This window comes from Chryseobacterium sp. HNCC26DJ241, from assembly GCF_057180505.1.
This window is the reverse complement of the sequence record NZ_JBXUGL010000014.1, coordinates 24,282-42,717: the sequence shown is the minus strand read 5'-3', so window position 1 is coordinate 42,717 and position 18,436 is coordinate 24,282. Positions and strand designations below refer to the sequence as shown.

The 18,436-nt window shown below is 32.8% G+C and carries 14 protein-coding genes and 1 tRNA gene; 5 read left to right on the top strand and 10 right to left on the bottom strand.

What is annotated here, in order from left to right; translation table 11 throughout:
* Positions 1-3 precede the first annotated feature (3 nt).
* Both nhaA and AC2A1C_RS08480 read right to left on the bottom strand, forming a co-directional pair.
* Complete coding sequence (gene nhaA, locus AC2A1C_RS08485) at positions 4-1,167, bottom strand: Na+/H+ antiporter NhaA (RefSeq protein WP_484025248.1); 1,164 nt, start codon at positions 1,165-1,167, stop codon at positions 4-6.
* The gene (locus AC2A1C_RS08480; protein ID WP_484025246.1) at positions 1,164-3,374 is read right to left on the bottom strand and encodes a RelA/SpoT family protein; all 2,211 of its coding nucleotides are present in this window, start codon (positions 3,372-3,374) and stop codon (positions 1,164-1,166) included. The genes nhaA and AC2A1C_RS08480 overlap by 4 nt, the downstream gene beginning before the upstream one ends.
* Before the next feature lie 863 nt (positions 3,375-4,237).
* Here AC2A1C_RS08480 and AC2A1C_RS08475 point away from each other — a divergent pair.
* Entirely contained in the window at positions 4,238-6,196 is a 1,959-nt protein-coding gene (locus AC2A1C_RS08475) for an SPFH domain-containing protein (protein WP_484025244.1), read from the top strand.
* A gap of 33 nt (positions 6,197-6,229) precedes the next feature.
* On the opposite strand, the gene AC2A1C_RS08470 is transcribed toward AC2A1C_RS08475, so the two are convergent.
* On the bottom strand, positions 6,230-6,925 hold the full coding sequence (locus AC2A1C_RS08470) for an ABC transporter ATP-binding protein (protein ID WP_484025243.1): 696 nt from the start codon (positions 6,923-6,925) through the stop codon (positions 6,230-6,232).
* Between the two features lie 149 nt (positions 6,926-7,074).
* On the opposite strand from AC2A1C_RS08470, the gene AC2A1C_RS08465 reads away from it, so the two are divergent.
* Positions 7,075-7,263, top strand: coding sequence for a hypothetical protein (locus tag AC2A1C_RS08465; RefSeq protein ID WP_484025241.1), 189 nt, complete (start codon positions 7,075-7,077; stop codon positions 7,261-7,263).
* Between the two features lie 38 nt (positions 7,264-7,301).
* On the opposite strand, the gene AC2A1C_RS08460 is transcribed toward AC2A1C_RS08465, so the two are convergent.
* A tRNA-Arg gene (locus AC2A1C_RS08460) sits at positions 7,302-7,375 on the bottom strand.
* 51 nt (positions 7,376-7,426) lie between these two features.
* Between AC2A1C_RS08460 and AC2A1C_RS08455 the strand changes: the two genes are divergently transcribed.
* A complete protein-coding gene (locus AC2A1C_RS08455) occupies positions 7,427-8,467 on the top strand; it encodes an ABC transporter substrate-binding protein (RefSeq protein WP_484025240.1) in 1,041 nt (346 codons plus the stop codon).
* A 54-nt stretch (positions 8,468-8,521) separates the two neighbouring features.
* On the top strand, positions 8,522-9,178 hold the full coding sequence (mtgA, locus tag AC2A1C_RS08450) for a monofunctional biosynthetic peptidoglycan transglycosylase (RefSeq protein ID WP_484025238.1): 657 nt from the start codon (positions 8,522-8,524) through the stop codon (positions 9,176-9,178).
* Here the strand turns inward: mtgA and AC2A1C_RS08445 are convergent.
* The 6 genes from AC2A1C_RS08445 to AC2A1C_RS08420 form a co-directional block, all read right to left on the bottom strand.
* Positions 9,168-9,461, bottom strand: coding sequence for a hypothetical protein (locus AC2A1C_RS08445; RefSeq protein WP_484025236.1), 294 nt, complete (start codon positions 9,459-9,461; stop codon positions 9,168-9,170). The genes mtgA and AC2A1C_RS08445 overlap by 11 nt on opposite strands.
* A gap of 38 nt (positions 9,462-9,499) precedes the next feature.
* A complete protein-coding gene (locus AC2A1C_RS08440) occupies positions 9,500-9,874 on the bottom strand; it encodes a four helix bundle protein (protein WP_484025234.1) in 375 nt (124 codons plus the stop codon).
* 128 nt (positions 9,875-10,002) lie between these two features.
* Positions 10,003-11,112 (bottom strand): DNA replication/repair protein RecF, encoded by a 1,110-nt coding sequence (recF, locus tag AC2A1C_RS08435; RefSeq protein ID WP_484025232.1) that lies wholly within the window; start codon positions 11,110-11,112, stop codon positions 10,003-10,005.
* Positions 11,109-11,417, bottom strand: a complete 309-nt coding sequence (locus AC2A1C_RS08430) for a type II toxin-antitoxin system RelE/ParE family toxin (protein WP_484025230.1) — start codon at positions 11,415-11,417, stop codon at positions 11,109-11,111. The genes recF and AC2A1C_RS08430 overlap by 4 nt, the downstream gene beginning before the upstream one ends.
* Positions 11,405-11,647, bottom strand: coding sequence for a hypothetical protein (locus AC2A1C_RS08425; RefSeq protein ID WP_484025228.1), 243 nt, complete (start codon positions 11,645-11,647; stop codon positions 11,405-11,407). Before AC2A1C_RS08425 ends, AC2A1C_RS08430 begins: the two co-directional genes overlap by 13 nt.
* A gap of 12 nt (positions 11,648-11,659) precedes the next feature.
* The gene (locus AC2A1C_RS08420; RefSeq protein WP_484025226.1) at positions 11,660-12,430 is read right to left on the bottom strand and encodes a UbiA prenyltransferase family protein; all 771 of its coding nucleotides are present in this window, start codon (positions 12,428-12,430) and stop codon (positions 11,660-11,662) included.
* 86 nt (positions 12,431-12,516) lie between these two features.
* Between AC2A1C_RS08420 and AC2A1C_RS08415 the strand changes: the two genes are divergently transcribed.
* The gene (locus tag AC2A1C_RS08415) at positions 12,517-18,381 is read left to right on the top strand and encodes an alpha-2-macroglobulin family protein (RefSeq protein WP_484025224.1); all 5,865 of its coding nucleotides are present in this window, start codon (positions 12,517-12,519) and stop codon (positions 18,379-18,381) included.
* Positions 18,382-18,436: the final 55 nt, after the last annotated feature.

Sequence of the window (18,436 nt, the reverse complement as noted above, 5' to 3'; positions counted from 1 at the left end):
GGGCTATAGTTTATTTTTAGTAAAAAATTTTAAAATTAAAAATCCTGTTGTTCCCGATAAAACAGACGATACAATAATGGCAAGTTTTGCTTCATCCTGAATTTCAATGGAGTTCCGAAACGAAAGCAAAGCAATAAAAATAGACATAGTAAAGCCAATTCCTGCAAGAAAACCAATGCCGATCATTTGCGTCCAGTTGCTTTTTTTAGGAAGCTGGCTGATCCTTAATTTTACGGCAAGAAAAGAAAACATATTAATTCCCAAAACTTTTCCTAAAAAAAGCCCCAAAATAATTCCCAAACCTAAAGTAGAAGAAAATGTACCTGAAAGATCAGATTTCAGAATAATGTTGGTATTGGCAAGTGCAAAAACAGGCATGATGAAAAAATTGACGGGTTTGTGCAGTCCTTGTTCAAGTTTTTCTAATGGAGAAATTTCGGATCTTGAGACGTTGGTAGGAATGGTAAAAGCCAGTAATACACCTGCGATTGTAGCATGAATTCCGGAATGATGCATGAAAAACCAAAGAAAAAATCCGGGAATCAAATAATAAATATGTTTTTTGACATTAAAAAAATTCAGGATTGAAAGCAAAATAACTATCAAAGCACAATATCCGAGATAATTCCAGTGAATTTCGCTGGTGTAAAAAATGGCAATTATAATGATAGCTCCCAAATCATCTACAATAGCAAGAGCTGTAAGAAAGACTTTTAACGAGGTAGGAACTTTTTTTCCGAGAAGCGAAATGACAGCAAGAGAAAAAGCAATATCTGTAGCCATCGGAATTGCCCAACCTTTGGAATATTCTGTATTGCTATTTAAGCATCCGAAAATTACAGCCGGGATAATCATTCCGCCAATTGCAGCAACAATAGGCAATGAAGCACGCCTGAAACTGGAAAGTTCGCCTTCCAACAATTCACGTTTGATTTCTAAACCGACAAGAAGGAAGAAAATTGCCATCAATCCGTCATTGATCCAGGTAGAAACTGAATATTTTAAATGAAGATTTTCCGAACCAACCTGATAGTTAAGAATATTCTGAAAAGAATTTCCCCAAAAAGAATTGGCAATAAATAAAGAGATGATTACACAGAAAATCAAAATGACCCCGGAAAATTGACTGCTGTGAAAAAATTTTTTAAAATATTGAGTCAGAATCATTTTTGAAGTCTTAATACTTTGGAGACACCATTTATATTTTTAAGCTGTTTAAAGGTTTCTTCAAGCTGTACCTTATTTTTAACTTCAAGGTTGATAGTTCCGGTAAAAATTCCGTCATTGGAAGCTATTGACATACTTTTCATGTCCATATTCATGGAGTTGGAAATTACTTGGGTAATATCATTGATCATTCCTAATCTGTCCAGACCTTCAATCTGTATTTTTACCCTGTTTTTGAAACTTTCCGCATTTACCCATTTTGCAGCAATTACCCGATAATCATATTGTGCACGGAGATTAATAGCATTCGGACAGTTATCATTATGTACTTTTATTCCGTCAGAAATAGTGATAAAGCCAAAAATTTTGTCTCCCGGAATCACGGTACAACATTTAGCATAAGAATAGTTGAGTTTTTCTTCATCTTTTCCAAAAACGATCATATCCAGATTGGTTTCCGGAGTTTCTTCAAAAGCAGTGTTTTTAGTTGGCGATTTTCGGAATCTGGAAATAAGATTATTGAAAACGTTTTTACTTTCTACATATTTTCGGATATCACCTGCATCATACGTTCCGTCCTGAAAACCAAGGAAAAGCTCTTGAGAAGTTTTGAGATTGAAAAACTTTTGCATCTTATTGATTTCCTCATCATTGTAGGTTAATTTGGCATGGCGAAGTTTTCTTTGAAGAATTTCTCTTCCTTCTGCTACCAAATTGTTTTTTTCAGAATTCAGATAGTTTTTAATCTTAGATTTTGCTTTGGAGGTTACCACAAAATCCAGCCAATCAGTTTTGGGTTTTTGGTTTTGAGAAGAAAGAATATCTACCTGATCGCCATTTTGTAGAGCATAAGAAATAGGGACTAGTCTGCCATTCACTTTTGCACCAAGACATTTCATTCCCAAATCGGTGTGCACGGAAAATGCAAAATCCAGCGCAGTGGAATTTACTGGTAGAATTTTAATTTCACCTTTTGGAGTGAATATGAAAACTTCTTTGGAATAGAGATTTAATTTAATATTGTCTAAAAGTTCTGTCGTGGAAAGATTTTGTTGATGTTCTAAAACTTCACGGATTTCTTTTACCCAGACTTCAAAATTTTTATCGTCGCTACTCTGTCTATATCCTTCTTTATATTTATAGTGTGCAGCAACACCTTTTTCTGCAATATCATCCATTCTTTCGGAACGGATTTGGACTTCGATCCATTTTTTGTCGGGACCAAGAACTGTTAAATGCAGACTTTCATATCCGGTAGCTCGTGGTTGTGTAATCCAGTCACGCATTCGGGAAGGATTGCTGTGATATAGATCGGTTACAATGGAATATATTTTCCAAGCCAAGAATTTTTCGTTTTTTGCATCTGATTTGTAGATGATACGAATGGCATAATTATCAAAAACTTCTTCAAAAGAAACTCCCTGTTTCAGCATCTTTCGATAAATGGAAGAAATAGCTTTTGCACGACCTTTTATGGTGAAATTAAGCCCTTCTTCTTTTAGTTGTTCAGAAACTTCTTTCTTAAATTCTTCAACGTATTTTTCCCGTTGTTCTTTTGCTAGCTCCAGTTTTGTTACAATTTCATTGTAAACTTCCGGATTGTTGAATTTCATCGAAAGATCTTCAAGCTCGGATTTAATATTATAAAGCCCAAGTCTATGAGCAAGAGGAGCATAAATGTAAACGGTTTCTGAAGCAATTTTTTTCTGCTTATCCGGAGCCATACTGTCCAGAGTACGCATATTATGAAGACGATCTGCAATTTTGATGAGAATTACCCTGAAATCTTCCGAAAGAGTAAGAAGTAGCTTTCTATAGTTTTCCGATTGAATCGAGATGTTTTGGTGATTCATAATCGAAATTTTCGTAAGACCGTTCACAATATTGGCTATTTTTTCGCCGAACATTTTTTTCAGATCTTCATAAGTGTATTCAGAATCTTCAATTACGTCATGCAAAAGAGCACATGCAATGGAAGTAGCACCCAAACCAATTTCTTCTGCAACAATTTTTGCAACGGCAATAGGATGATAGATATAGGGTTCTCCGGATTTTCTTCTTTGATCTTTGTGCGCATCCAAAGCTATATCAAAGGCTTTTCTGATAAGTTTGTTATTGTTTTCGTCAAGCGTTCGATAGGTGTTGGAAATCAGGTCTTTATATCTTGCGAGGATTTCTTTATTTTCTAATTCTAAATCGTAAACCATCTTCTAAATAAAAGCATTATAATCACGAAAATACTAAAAAAATAAGGAAAAAGCAATGATTTGGATTATGTTTTAGGAATTGGGTTCAATGTTTTTTTCAAATAATGCTAGTTTGAATTTAAGTGTACAAATGGAAATATTAATTTTTGTTCAAATACTTTGAAGGTGTAGAAATTTTTTATATATTTAATAGGAAAATAAATGATTAAATGCAAAACAAGTCTAAATCACAGAAAAGATTTAAAATCCGTGTGAAAATTGCTCCCAAAAGAATCCAAAAAAAACATTGATTTTTTAGTAAAGTTTGTCTGGAATAATTTTTTAGGGAATTTTTTCAACTATAATATCAGATAAAATGTCTTGAATTTCAAGACAAAGTTCTTTATCTCCATAAAAAAAGTATAGAAACAGAGGAGAAGAATTATCTGATTAAGGAATTACAGACATTATTTTTTGCATTTCTCAGCATCATAATAGTTTCATTAATTTCAGCATACTTTATTTGGGTTCTTTCGTATACTTATTCTTTTGGAGTTGCTGTTTTGATATTATTCATGTTAGAGGAAAAAAAATATTATTTTTTGTAACCAAAATATATTTCCTGGCGTATATATGTGTGTAAAGAGGAAAAATGTGCTTCTTTTTTATATTCAAAAATGAAACTAATAAATATTAAGTTTTTTCTATTAAAAGTGTCTGAAATTATTTTTACGATTTTCAACACGTCTCCACCTGCCTCATCATTGTACTAATTTTTTTGAAAAAATTAGGATTAATATTTCATGTACTCAGTTGATAAGAAAGATAAACTGAGCATATATTTTATTTGCATAATCAAATAATTATTATAAAATTTTTAAACTATGAATTTAGAATTTCAGGGCTGGATGATTCCTGCCGTTATTGCACTTTTGTGCATTGTTTTATACAAATTTGTGTTAAGAGTATTCTTCGGATTAGTCATTGTTCCGGAAGACAAGATTGGTCTTGTTACCAAAAAATTTGTTTTATTTGGTAAGCAGACACTTCCGGAAGGAAGAATTATTGCAACCAATGGGGAAGCCGGATTTCAAGCTCAAACGTTAGCTCCGGGAGTTTATTTTGGAAAATGGATATGGCAATATTCCATAGATTTTCAGCCTTTTACAGTCATTCCAACAGGAAAAATAGGATTGCTGCTTGCAAAAGACGGTATGGAATTAGAGACCGGAAGAATCCTTGGTAGAAAAGTAGATTGCGATTCTTTTCAGGATGCGGAGGCTTTTTTAAAAAATGGAGGAAGAAAAGGACGACAGACAGCCATTATTACACCAGGTTCTTACAGGATAAATACTTTACTATTTAATATAGAATTGGCGGATATGATGATGATTCCGGATAATGCAGTGGGTATTATTACAACATTAGAAGGACATCCTTTGGATGAAGGGCAAATTGCAGGGAAAATAGTGGAAGGACACAACAAGTTTCAAGATGTAGACGCATTTTTACAAAGTGGAGGATATAAAGGTCTTCAGGAACAAGTAATCCTTGCTGGTTCTTATTTCCTTAATCCTTGGTTTGCAAAATTGGAAATGGTAAATATGACCGAAATTCCTATTGGACATGTAGGTGTTGTAATTTCGTATGTAGGAGAAGAAGGAAAAGATCTGAGCGGAGCAGAATTCAAACATGGAAATATCGTGGAAAAAGGAAATAAAGGAGTTTGGGCAGAACCTCTTGGTCCGGGTAAATATCCTATCAATCCGTACATTATGAAAGTAGAATTGGTTCCGACTACTAATTTAGTGTTGAACTGGGCATCAGCTAGAAGCGAATCTCATCAGTTGGATAAAAATCTTTCCACTATTACTGTAAGAAGTAAAGATGGATTCCCGTTTAATCTGGATGTTTCACAGATCATTCATATTCCTACCAACGAAGCTCCGAAAGTAATTGCACGTTTTGGAAATATGGTAAATCTTGTAAGTCAGGTATTGGAGCCAACAATTGGTAACTATTTCAGAAACTCAGCACAAGGAAGTGACGTAATTGCTTTCCTCGGAACAAGAAAAGAAAGACAACAATCTGCAAAAGAACATATAGGGAATGTATTAGAACAATATAATGTAAATGGTGTTGATACTTTGATAGGAGACATTGTTCCTCCAGAAAGTTTGATGAAAACGCTTACAGACAGAAAATTGGCGGAAGAACAGAAAATAACGTATGAAACCGAAAAATTAGCACAGGAAACGCGCCAAACTCTGGAAAAAGAAACAGCAATTGCCGATATGCAGAAAGAGATTGTAAAGGCAGATCAAGGAGTGGTAATTGCAGAAAGAATAGCTGATGCAAGTGTGAAAAAAGCAACGGGTGATGCAAATTCTGTGCGTTTGCAAGCTACAGCGGAAGGAGATCGTTTAAAATTATTAGCAAATGGTGAAGCGGAAAAGACAAGATTATTAGCAAAAGCTGAGTCTGAAAAAATAGAACTTTTAGCAAAAGCAAATGCAGAACAGATTTCATTAACAGGTAATGCGGAAGCAGAAAAAATATTGGCAATTGGTAAATCTAATGCAGAGTCTTATAAACTTTCTGTAGAAGCAATGGGAGGAAACAACTTTACCCAGCTAAAAATAATGGAAAACATAGCTTCTCAAAATGTGAAAATAATGCCGGATATTTTGATTGGTGGAAATGGTGATTCTGCAAACGGAGGAATAAGTGGATTATTAGGATTGCAACTTTTAGAACAGCTTCAAAAGAAAAATATAGATATTTCTCAGTCTATTGAAACCAAACCAACGAATGAGACACCAAAAACGGATACACCACAATAAAAAATCAAATGCTCCAAAATTTTGGAGCATTTTTTATGTAGTATAGCTGCTAAACGCTTCTTCTAAAGTTTCAAACCTGCCTTTAAATTCATCAATAGGGCAGTCCTGTAAAATATTACCTTTATGAATTAAGATTACTCTGGAACAGAGAGCTTCTACTTCCTGCATAATATGAGTGGAAAGAATAACGATTTTTTCTTTTCCGATTTCTTTTATCACATTTCGGATTTCGATAATTTGGTTGGGGTCTAATCCGTTGGTCGGTTCGTCTAAAATTAAAAGATCAGGAGCATGCAAAATAGCCTGTGCTAAACCAACACGTTGTTTATATCCTTTGGAAAGTTGTCCGATTTTTTTTGATTTTTCGGGAGTAATACCTACAAGATCAATTACTTCATCGATTTTTTCTTTTGAAACTTTATGAATGTCAGCCACAAAACTTAGATACTCTTTTACATACATTTCATTGTATAAAGGGTTATTCTCCGGTAAAAAGCCAATTTTTTTCTTGCTTTCGGTTTCGTTTTCCGTAATATCGTTTCCATTGAACAAAATTTGTCCTTCATCAATTTTCAAAACACCAACTACGGACTTCATCAGAGTAGATTTTCCGGCACCATTTGGTCCAAGAAGACCAATGATTTCATTATTTTTAATGCTGATCGTAATGTCATTCAGAGCGGTTTGTTCCCCGAATTTTTTGGTAAGATGAATGATTTCTAAAGACATAGTAAAACCTTGAAGTTGAATGCAAAAATAATTATAATAATCTTACAGGAAAGAATGTTTTTATAAGAACGAAATTATTTTTCTATTTTAACAAAATTTAAGGCTTAAACGGCATTTTTCTTGTTGCTTAAAAAAGTAAACACATAATAATGACAACAGAAAAAAAATTAGAACAGGCTACTCAAAAAATTTACAAAAACGTAGAATATATATACCTATATTTTGAAGATGTTTTTGCTCCCGGACTGAAATGGATACGAGAAGGTAATATGATGCATCTTACAACTAACAAAAATCTGACGGTAAATTACGATCACAAAATATTCAAGGAGGTTTAGAATAAAAAAAGATTGAGAAATTTCTCAATCTTTTTTTGTGAACGCGGAAGGAGTCGAACCCTCAACCTTCAGAGCCGTAATCTGACGCTCTATCCAATTGAGCTACGCGTCCGTTTTTAGGTTTGCAAATATAGCATAAAATTATTTTCTTTGAAAGATGAAAATGAAAATCTTTTTATTATTTCCTGTTTTTTTTCTTTTTTCCTGCAAAAAGCAATCAAAAATTTCAGAAAAAAACTGGGTGATAATTTCCAATACTATTCATTATCAGCAAAATAAAGACTTTTTTGAATTTAAATCGGGAAAATTCAGTTACAAAATCCCAAACGCCAAATTACCATACAAAAAAGTAATGCTACTGAATGCAAGTTTGGTCGGGTATTTCACAGAATTGGGAGAGGAAAATAAAATTGTAGGAATTTCCAGCCCGGAATATGTGTATTCTGAAAAAATTCGCCAATATATTTCCGAAAAAAAAATTCAGAATATCGGAAATGAACAGAAATACGATATCGAAAAAATCATTGCATATAAACCGGATGCTGTTTTCACCAACTATATACAGAGTTTTGAGAATACATACAATATTCTGAAGAAAAACGGAATTGAAGTGATTTTTATTGATGAATATTTGGTTCAGAAACCTTTGGAAAAAACAAAAATTATTTTGCTTTTCGGAGAACTTTTAGGGGTAAAAGAAAAGGCGAGAAAAAAATATTTGGAAATTGAAAAAAACTATAATGAATTAAAAAATATAGTTTCAAAATCAAATGAAATTCCGGAAGTTTTGGTAAATGAAATGTATGGAAATCAATGGTTTTTGCCGGGAGGAAAGACTTTTGTAGCAGAATATATCAGGGACGCAAAAGCGAATTATATTTTAAAAAACAATGCTGATGAAAAAGCCGTTCCGATGAGTTTTGAAGAGGTTTTTACAAAATCTGAAAATGCAAAATATTGGATCAATGTAGGAAATCATAAAACTAAAAGCGAGCTTCTTTCCGTCAATCCCAATTATGCAAAAATGAAGGTTTTTCAAAATGGGAAATTATACACTGTTAATGCAAAAGAAAAAGGGAGCAGCAACGATTTTTTTGAAAGCGGAATTGTACATGCAGATTTGGTGCTGAAAGATTATATCAAAATATTTCATCCTCAGCTTTTTCCCGATTATCAGCTTACATATATGAAAGAGCTAAAATAAAAATTGTAGAAAACCGTTATCTTTGCACGAAATAAAATTTAATCATTCAAGCCTATGTGGAAGAAGATTAAGAAGATTGTCTACATTATCATTTTGGCAAATATTCTATTTATTGTTTGGGGAAAATTCTTTAACCCACCTATTACCATTACGCAAATCGAAGGAATTATCAAATACGGAAAACTTCAGCGAGATTATGTTTCTTATGACGAAATGGGAACCAATGTGAAAAAAGCGGTCATTGCTTCCGAAGACCAGAAATTTTTTGAACATAATGGTTTTGATTATGAAGCCATTCAGAAAGCATACGAACATAATGAAAAAGGCAAAAAAGTAAGAGGAGGAAGCACAATTTCCCAGCAAACAGCAAAAAATGTATTTCTTTGGCAAGGAAGAAGTTGGATCAGAAAAGGTTTTGAAACGGTTTATACTTTTATCATAGAATTGATTTGGGGAAAAGATGTGATTCTTGAAAGATATTTGAATTCCATAGAAATGGGACAAGGTGTTTTCGGAGTAGAAGCGGCTTCTGAATATTATTTCGGAAAAAAATCAAAAGATCTTACAAAAAGTGAGGCGGCTTGGATTGCAGCCATTCTTCCGAATCCTCAAAAATATGACCCGAAAAATCCGTCTTCATATCTTAATAGAAAGCATAATTGGATTATGAGACAGATGAAAAATGTATCACTGGAAGGCTCTATAAAATAAGAAGATCGGTAAATTTTTCTTCTCCGAATTTTTCCTGAAATTTTTTCAGAAAGAATGTTTTCCGCATTCTGAAATCATTTTTCAGCAAGGGTGAATGTATTCTGATTTCGAGGATTTTATCTTTAAGATTTACGCTTTCAATTTCATTAAAAAGAGTTTCATCCAAATAATCTTGAAGAAAATCCTTAACTTCAAAAGCCAAAAGTTTATCTTCAAATCCATAGATTCTGGCAAACGATTTTACTAATTCGGAAGATTGAAATTCGCGTTTCTTTTTTTTCATTTTGAGTTTCGGGTTTCGAGTTTCGAGTTTTTGTTTTTTTAGGGTTGATTGTTATTCCAATTTTCTCTTACCCATTTCAGGTAATTGTTTATTTTTCCTCCAAGCAAATTATAGCTATTTTTAAGTTGGTCAAATTCCGAACTTATATCAGGATATAGAATGATGATTTTTTCTAAATGATTAATGGTCTCATCACAACTGGAATGACTGAAAATTAGAAATCGTTCATATTCTTTTTTGTAAATTCTTCTTCCGTAGCCTTCAACAATATTGGTAACGACAGAATCTGAAGATCTTCTTAATTGGCTTCCCAACTCATACAATTCATATTTTGGCAGAAAAAAAGAAATTTTGTGTGTTTTGATAAATAATTCAAAACTGATTTTATAAATATCAAGACTTCGATAGCTCATTAAAATATTTTTATAAAATTACTCAAACCATTCTAAATCCCAAATCCCAACCCCCAAACCTCGCACCTCGCAACCCGAATCTCACCTCTCGAATCTCGCAACCCGCACCTCGTATCTCACAACCCGAATCAAATTTCAAAAATTTTACTTTCTTCATTTATCCGTTTCACTACATTTTCTGTACGTTCTTTGTGAGTATCGGTAATGAACATCTGTCCGAAATTTTCTTTGTTCACCAATTCTATTAATTGTGAAACTCTTGTATCATCCAGTTTATCAAAAATATCGTCGAGAAGAAGAATCGGAGATTTTCCTGTAAGTTCTTTAATTCGGTTGATTTGTGCCAGTTTCAAAGAAATCAAAAATGATTTTTGCTGACCTTGAGAACCAATTTTTTTGAGAAGATTTCCATTCATTTCAAAAAGCAGATCGTCTTTATGAATTCCTTTGGAAGTGTAGGTTAATTGCCGGTCTCTTTCCAGATTTTCTTTCAGTAAATTTTCAAAAATATCTTTTCCGGAGCTTTCAGCTTGGGCAAAATCGTCTAAAAGATGAGACTCATAAATGACTGAAACTTTTTCTTTCCCTCCCGAAATGATTTCATAAAAATACTGAACGGTTGGATTTAGTTTTTCTACAAATTCTTTTCTTTTTTCAAAAATTTTGGCACCGAAAGAGGTAATGGGTTCATCATAAATTTCAAGAGAATCTTTATCGAATGTTCTGTTTTTGGCAAAATATTTTAAAAGGGCATTTCTTTGTTGTAAGGTTTTTTGGTACTGAATCAGATTAAAAAGATAGTCTGAATCAGTTTGTGAAATCATCGCATCCAAAAATTTTCTTCGGCTTTCTCCGGAATCTGAAATCAGATTGGAGTCATAAGGAGAAATAATGACACTCGGCAAATATCCAATATGATCGGCAATTCGGTTATACGTTTTGTCGTTTTTTTTGATGATTTTTTTGGAATCTTTAGGCTGAAGAATTTTAATGATTTCTTCCTTTTCTTCATTTCGGATTTCAGATTCTATGCTGAAAAAATCTTCATCAATGAGAATATTATTGAAATCGGAATTTCCGAGAAAACTTTTCCCGACGGAAAGATAATGCAGTGCATCCAGAATATTGGTTTTTCCGACTCCGTTATTTCCCACAAAACAGTTGATTTGCGGAGAAAAGTCAAACGATTTTTCCGGATGATTTTTAAAATTGATAAGCGAAAGTTTTTGCACCATCATAAGCCGAGAATGGTTTTTAGTTTTTCAGGATTTTGCCGGGTATCCCAAAAAGATACAATGTAAATTATTTGTAAATCAATTTTATAAACTAATCCATAATTATCAAAATGCAAAACTCTGTAATTTTTAAAATCAGTTTCAACACCTGCATAAGGATTAGATTTCAGCAGATCAATTTTTTTATAAATCTTTAGATTTAATTTTTTAGAATAAGAATTGGTTTTATTTCGGAGATTCCAGTATTCAAAAATTTTATTTCTCTGTTTTATAGCAAGAGATGCCCAGATTATTTTTATTTCATCCATTCTTCATCCATTTTTCTCAAGTCTTCATCAGAAATCACCCTGTTGTATTGTATATCTTCTTCTGCTAATAAAATCATTTGTTTTTGAGATTCTGAAAGAAAAAAATCCTTGTCTTTTTCTTCTGTTTGTACAGAAGAAAATATGTTTTCAATAGCTTGTAATAAGTCAATATTTTTTGTTGAAAAAATTCTCTGAACAAGTTTGCTTCTTAAAATTTCTATATTTTCCATCGCTCAAAAATTTTAGTAAAGATAAAACTTTTCCAAAACAATTAATGCCAAAAACGGAAGTCCGCAGCAACTTTCCACCCAAAAAGAAAAATAGGAATCCTTGTTGGAATTTTCCGAAAAATGAATCAAAATAAAGGTAATAACCGAAGTAAGAAAAAAAGCAATGGCAAATTCTGTTTTCAGATAAAAAATACTTACCAAACAAGCGGCAAAAACCATTAAATAAGCCAGATATTTTGTATTCTGAATACCGATTATTTTTGGAAACGTTATCACATTTTCATGATCCTTATTCATGTCTCGAATGTCAAAAGGAAGAACCAAAGCAGTCACAAAAAGAAATGAGATCAGAAAAATAGGAACATCTAAACTGGGAAAACCAAGCCAGGAATTCATCAAAGCCCAAACAAAACCGACATAAAAAACTTTCAGAAAAGGAATTTTACGAATATAATTTTCCAGAAAAAAACTATTGTACAACAAACCCAATACTGAAATAATCAACCATTTGTAAAGTAGTGAAACGGCATGATTTTGAATAATAAAAACGACACAAATAATTCCCACTAAAATATTCAGGATGAGAATTTTTTTCAAATTTTTAGAATGCTGGTACTTGGTGTACAAATATCCGCAGAAATACGTTGCGAAAATCAGAAATAATGTAGAAAAACGGAACGTATTTTGTTCCAGCATAAAAAATGTTGCCAGCAAAGTTCCCATCAAGGAAACAAAAAGCTGACTGTCAATTATATATTTTTTTAGTAAATTTAAAAAGTTCATTTCAGAGCGTTGTTTGAGCTTTAAGCTCTAACAACGCTTACCAAAAATATAAAATCAAAGACGTATAAACACAAAAAATCAATAAAATGGTTCATAAAAAAATTATTCTCATTCTCATCTTTTTACTTTCTATTCCTGCTTTTTCGCAGAATTATTACGAGCAGCAATGGAAAAAAATTGAAGACAATTACAAAAAAGGAGAATATAAAAGCAACCTTTCTATTATTTCAGATATCCAGAATCAAGCTATGAAAGACAATAATGCGATGCAAATTATCAAATCGCTGAAAGCGGAATTCAGTATTATTAATCTTACTCAAGACGATACACAAAATGATACCGCTTCCAAAACATTTGCAAAACTAAAAACTATTGAAAACCAACTGAAAGGCGAAGAAAAACTTTTATATAAAGTGCTTCTCGGAGAATTTTTCAGGGAATATTACGAGAATAATTCTTGGGAAATAGACGGAAGAACCAATATTAATAATCAGGATTTTTCCCAAATTGAAACGTGGAGCAAATTGGATTTTAAAAATTTCCTGTCTGCAAATTATTCAGAATTAGAGAAAGAAAATGCAGCTTTGAAGAAGATCCAAATGCAAAAATATAAAGAAATTTTTGAAGGCCACGAAGATTTTGAATATTTCCCGACTTTATTTGACTGGAATTCTTATCACCAAATTGCTTTTCTGCAAAATGGGCAACTTTTTACACCCAATGAACTGAAAACCAATCATGCAAAAATTAATTCTGTTTATGATGATTTGATTGCTTTCAATTCCGGAAATCCCAAATTGTATTTTCAGCAGGAAAAAATTAATTACAATTGCGAATTTACGCTTTGCAAAGACCGTTTTGCACAATTGGAAAAATTGGTGAATAACGAATCCAAAGGCGATTACAAAGTAAAAATCATTGCTGACATGATGAATCTTTTGCTGGAAAAAAAAGATTTTAAAACTGCTTTGGTTTGGGCAATTAAGGCTCGTGAATTGTATCCGAAATCTAAATTTCAGGGAAATATTTCCAATGTTGAAAATTCCATAAAAAATCCGCTTCTTGTCTTGCATTATGAAAAACAAACTCAAAATAATAAGCCGATTCATATTGTGGCTGAAGCAAAAAATGTAAATCGGTTTTCGCTAAATATTTATGAAGTAAAAGACGATTTGCAAGGGTTCATGAATTTTGCATTTGATGAATACCGATATCCTTTCAAAACGGTGAAGAAGAATTTAGTTCGGAAAGATAATTTTGATCTTAAAAATACGGGCGATTATAAGACGTATAAAACCTCTCTTGAGCTGAAACCACTTCCTTCCGGAATTTATCTGGCAGAATATGTGGTGGAAAATTCGGTTCAGACTAATTTTTATTTTATTGTTACCAATTCTAAAATTATCTATCAAAAGAAAAACGATAGAGATTCTAAAGGAGATTTACTGAAAATTGTAAACAATGAAAACGGAAAAGCAATTCCCAACCAAAAATTGGAATTGTATGAATATTTAAGAGACGGAAAACTTACAAAACTGGCTGCGACTACAGATGCAAATGGTGCTTTCAAATTTCCGGATAATAAAAGTAATGAGTATTATCGCTATTATTTGATTAAAAATTCGGAAGGAAATTACAATCTGTTGGATTTCTATGGAAGAGATGCGTATTACGAACCTCAGGAAAATAATTTTAGAAAACAAGTGCAGATCTTTTTGGATAGGGCAATTTACAGACCCGGACAAACCGTTTATTTTAAAGTAGTAAACACCAAAATTGAAAACCAGAAAGAAATTGTACATCCGAATTATAAGCAGGAAATTTCTTTATTTGATGCCAATGGTGAAAAAATTTCTTCGCAAAGTTTTACAACTAATGAATTCGGTTCTTATAATGGAAACTTCATTTTGCCAAAAGGAAAATTAAACGGAAGTTTTGCTTTACGAATTGATGACGGTTCCGAGAATGGTTACAAAAATTTTCAGGTGGAAGAATACAAACGTCCGAAATTTGAAGTGACTTTTGAACCTGTAAAAGATGAATACAAATACGGACAAACCATTGAAATAAAAGGAAAAGCAATGATGTTTTCCGGAGTTGCGCTCAGTAATTCCAATGTAAATTATGAAATTAAAAAACAAAATATTCGTTGGAAATATTTTTGGTGGTTTCCAAGAACATACGATAATGAAAATTCTATTTTAGGTGTTGTAAAAACCAATGAAAAAGGAGAATTTACCATAAAAGTAAACTTGGAAAAAGATGAAAATTTGGAAGGAGTTCAGGTAGATAATTACAATATTAATGCTTCAGTTACGGATATTAACGGAGAAACGCAATCGGCAGAAACCAATGTAAGAGTAGCTTCGGTTTCTCACTACATTCAGGCTGAAAATATCGGTGATATTTTCGCAGATGAAAATGTAAAAATAAATGTTGATACCAAAAATTATAACGATCAGAAGCTGAAAAAATCCTACAACGTAAAACTTTCCAAGCAGGAAGAGCCGAAACGTGTTTTCAGAAATAATTTCCAAAGCGTAATCCAAGATTTGCCGGTACTTTCCAAAGACGAATTTGTACAAAAATTTCCGCATGATAAATTGGATAAAAATGATAATCAAGAAAACTGGAAAGCTGAAAAAATTCTTATCGAAAAAATCCAACAACCATCAACCGACAACCAACAACTATCAACTAATTTAGATTTAGGAAAACTTGAAGCAGGAACATACAAGCTCGAACTTTTTAACATTGAGGGAAAAGACACTATAAAAGCAGAGCAATACTTCAATGTTTGGGATAAGAAATTTTTGAAAGACTCCCAACATCCATTTCTGAAAGTAGTACAACCGAAAAATGAATTCAAACGTGGCGAAAAAGCAAAAATTTATGCATATTCTGCAATTCCGGATGCTTTGGTAAATATTTTCGTGCAAAACGGAAAAGGCGAAACTATCACCGAAACTAAAAAATTCAATAACGGAATTTTGGAATATGAAACTGCAATTCCGCAAGATGAAAGCATTTCGCAAATCAATGTACAATTTCAGTTGGTTGCCTTTAATGATGTGCAAACAGAAAGTGCAGATTTGAAAATTTCTGAAAACAAAAAGCCATTAAGAATAGAGACCGTTACTTTCCGTGATAAGCTCCAACCCAACCAAAAAGAAAAATGGACAGTAAAAATTCTCGGTGATGAAAAAGAAAAAATAAATGCAGAAGTTTTGGCGAATATGTACGATAAATCACTCGATCAGTTTTCGGTGAATACCTATTCTTGGCAAAAACTTTTTGTGAATCCATATTTTGTTTCGTGGTATATTATCAATCAAAATCTTGCTCAGGAATATTATAATAAGCAAATTCCGTATCAGCAAATCAAAGAGGTCTATATTCCACAATTTTATTGGTTTGGTGGAGGAATTTATGCTGCGGGAAATGCTGTAATGTATGATATGGCTGTACAAACAAATGTTCCAGCTCCAGCTGCAAAAGTAGCCATGAAAGCAGAAAGTGTAGTTGTATCCGGAATGGAAAGAGAAAAACGTAATGCAGCCGATTCAGTAAAAACAAAAGATATTGAAGAAGTTGTAGTTAAGGAAAATTTAGAAAAAGTTCCTGTTCGCCAAAATCTGAATGAAACGGCATTTTTCTACCCGAGTTTATTGACTGATTCTGAAGGAAACGTTTCATTTGAATTTACTTCACCTGAAGCTCTTACACAATGGAAACTGATGTTTTTGGCTCATACAAAAGATGCGAGAGCGGCAATTTTGGAAAAAGAAGTGGTGACACAAAAAGAGTTTTCCGTAACTCCGAATTATCCGAGATTTTTACGAGAAGGTGATGAGTTGAATCTTCAAACCAAACTCAGCAATTTAACGACTCAACAACTGAACGGAAATGCACAATTACAAATTCTGGATGCTTTCACCAATGAAGATATTTCTTCAAAATTCAATTTAAATGAAATTCAAAAATCCTTTACTTTGGACGCAAACGGAAATACAGTTGCCAATTGGAAAATCAAAGTTCCGAACAATGTTTCGTCTATTATTTTGAAAATTGTAGCCAAAGCCGGAAATTTTTCAGATGGCGAACAAAAAGCAATCGCTGTTCTTCCGAACAGAATGCTGGTTACGGATGCACTTCCGATTTTTGTAAAAGAAGGACAAACCAAAACATTCACACTAGAAGATTTGAAAAATTCAAATTCTTCTACATTGACGAATGTTTCCAATACGTTGGAACTGACCACCAATCCGATTTGGGAAATTATGTTTGCACTTCCAAGTTTGAAAAATGATACCAATAATTCTGCTGATGTGGTTTTCAATAAATGGTTTGCTGATGTTTTGGCTTCCGAAATTTTCAAAGCCAATCCTAAAATGAAAACTGTTTTTGACGAATACCAAAACAAAGGATTATTAGTTTCAAATCTTGAAAAAAATCAAGAACTGAAACAATTGTTGCTGGAAGAAACACCTTGGGTTTTGGAAAGTAAAAATGAAGAGGAACAAATGCAGAAACTTGCTCGCTTATTTGATGCAAATAATATGAGGAATTCTATTCATAGTGATTGGGCAGAATTGGTGAAATTGCAAAATCCTGATGGTGGATTTAGTTGGTATTCCGGTTATCCGAGTTCCTATTATACTTCGCTGTATATTTTGAAAAATTTAGGAAAAATCAATGAATGGCTGAAAGGAAACGTTGCGGATTATCAAAATTCTGAACAGAAAGAAATGGTTTCCAAACTGGTTTCATATGTTGATAATGAAGTGAATAAATATTGGAGTTCTTCGACTTCGCTCAGAATGACAAAAGATAATGTGTGGAATAATTTTGTTTTGGATTATTTGGATACCCGTCATTACTGGGAAAAAGAATATGCGCTGAAAAATAAAGGAGCAACTTTAAAATCACTGATTATTAGTAAAGCGAAAAAAGCTGCTATCAAAGATTTTACATTTTTTGGTTTGCACAGAGCAGCTTTACTTTTCGATAATTACGGATTGAAGGATGTTTCCAAAAAATTGATGACATATCTGAAAGAAACTTCCACACAATCAGAAACTCAGGGTGTTTATTGGAAGCAAAATCTGAACGATTGGGGTTGGTATTCTTCAAAAACGGTAAATCATGCAGGTGCTTTGGAAGCATTCCAAAAATTAAATCCGACCGATCAACAATTTATTGAAGAACTGAAAATCTGGCTGGTTACTCAGAAAGAAGTGAACTCTTGGGGAAGTTCCAGAGGAACAACAGAAGTGATTTACACAATTCTGAATTCCGGAAAATCATGGACTTCCAATGAAAGCGACAAAGCCGAAATTTCGTGGGGCGGAAAAACTCTAAATCCTCAAACTCAGGCAACCGGTTATGTAAAACAAGCTGTAAAATCTGAAAATTTGGATAAAAATCTTGCTACAGTTACTATTAAAAAAGACAGTCCCGGAATTGTGCAGGGAGGTTTATTCTGGCAGTATTATGAAGATTTGGATAAGATAAAATCATCCGAAAGCTATATTTCCATTACAAAAGAATTGTACAAAAAAATCAAAACGGAAAATGGAGAAGAATTGCTGAAAATTTCTGAAAATTCACCATTGAAAGTAGGGGATAAAGTAACGGTAAGAATGATTCTGAACACCGACAGAAGCATGGAGTTTATCCATCTGAAAGATATGAGAGCAGCAGGTTTTGAACCTTTGGATGTGATTTCCGGCTATCAATGGAAAAATAATCTTGGATATTATCAGAGTACAAAAGATGCATCCACCAATTTCTATATTGAATATATGCCGAAAGGAAAATATGTTTTTGAATATGATTATGTTTGCAATGCATCCGGTACTTTCAGCAACGGAATTTCGACGCTTCAAAATTATTATGCTCCTCAAATGAATGCTCATACTAAAGGAAGGAAAATTTCAATTTCTGAATAAATGTAGGAACGCGCCAAGAGGCGCGTTCAAAAAATAAAAAATTGAAATTCATTAA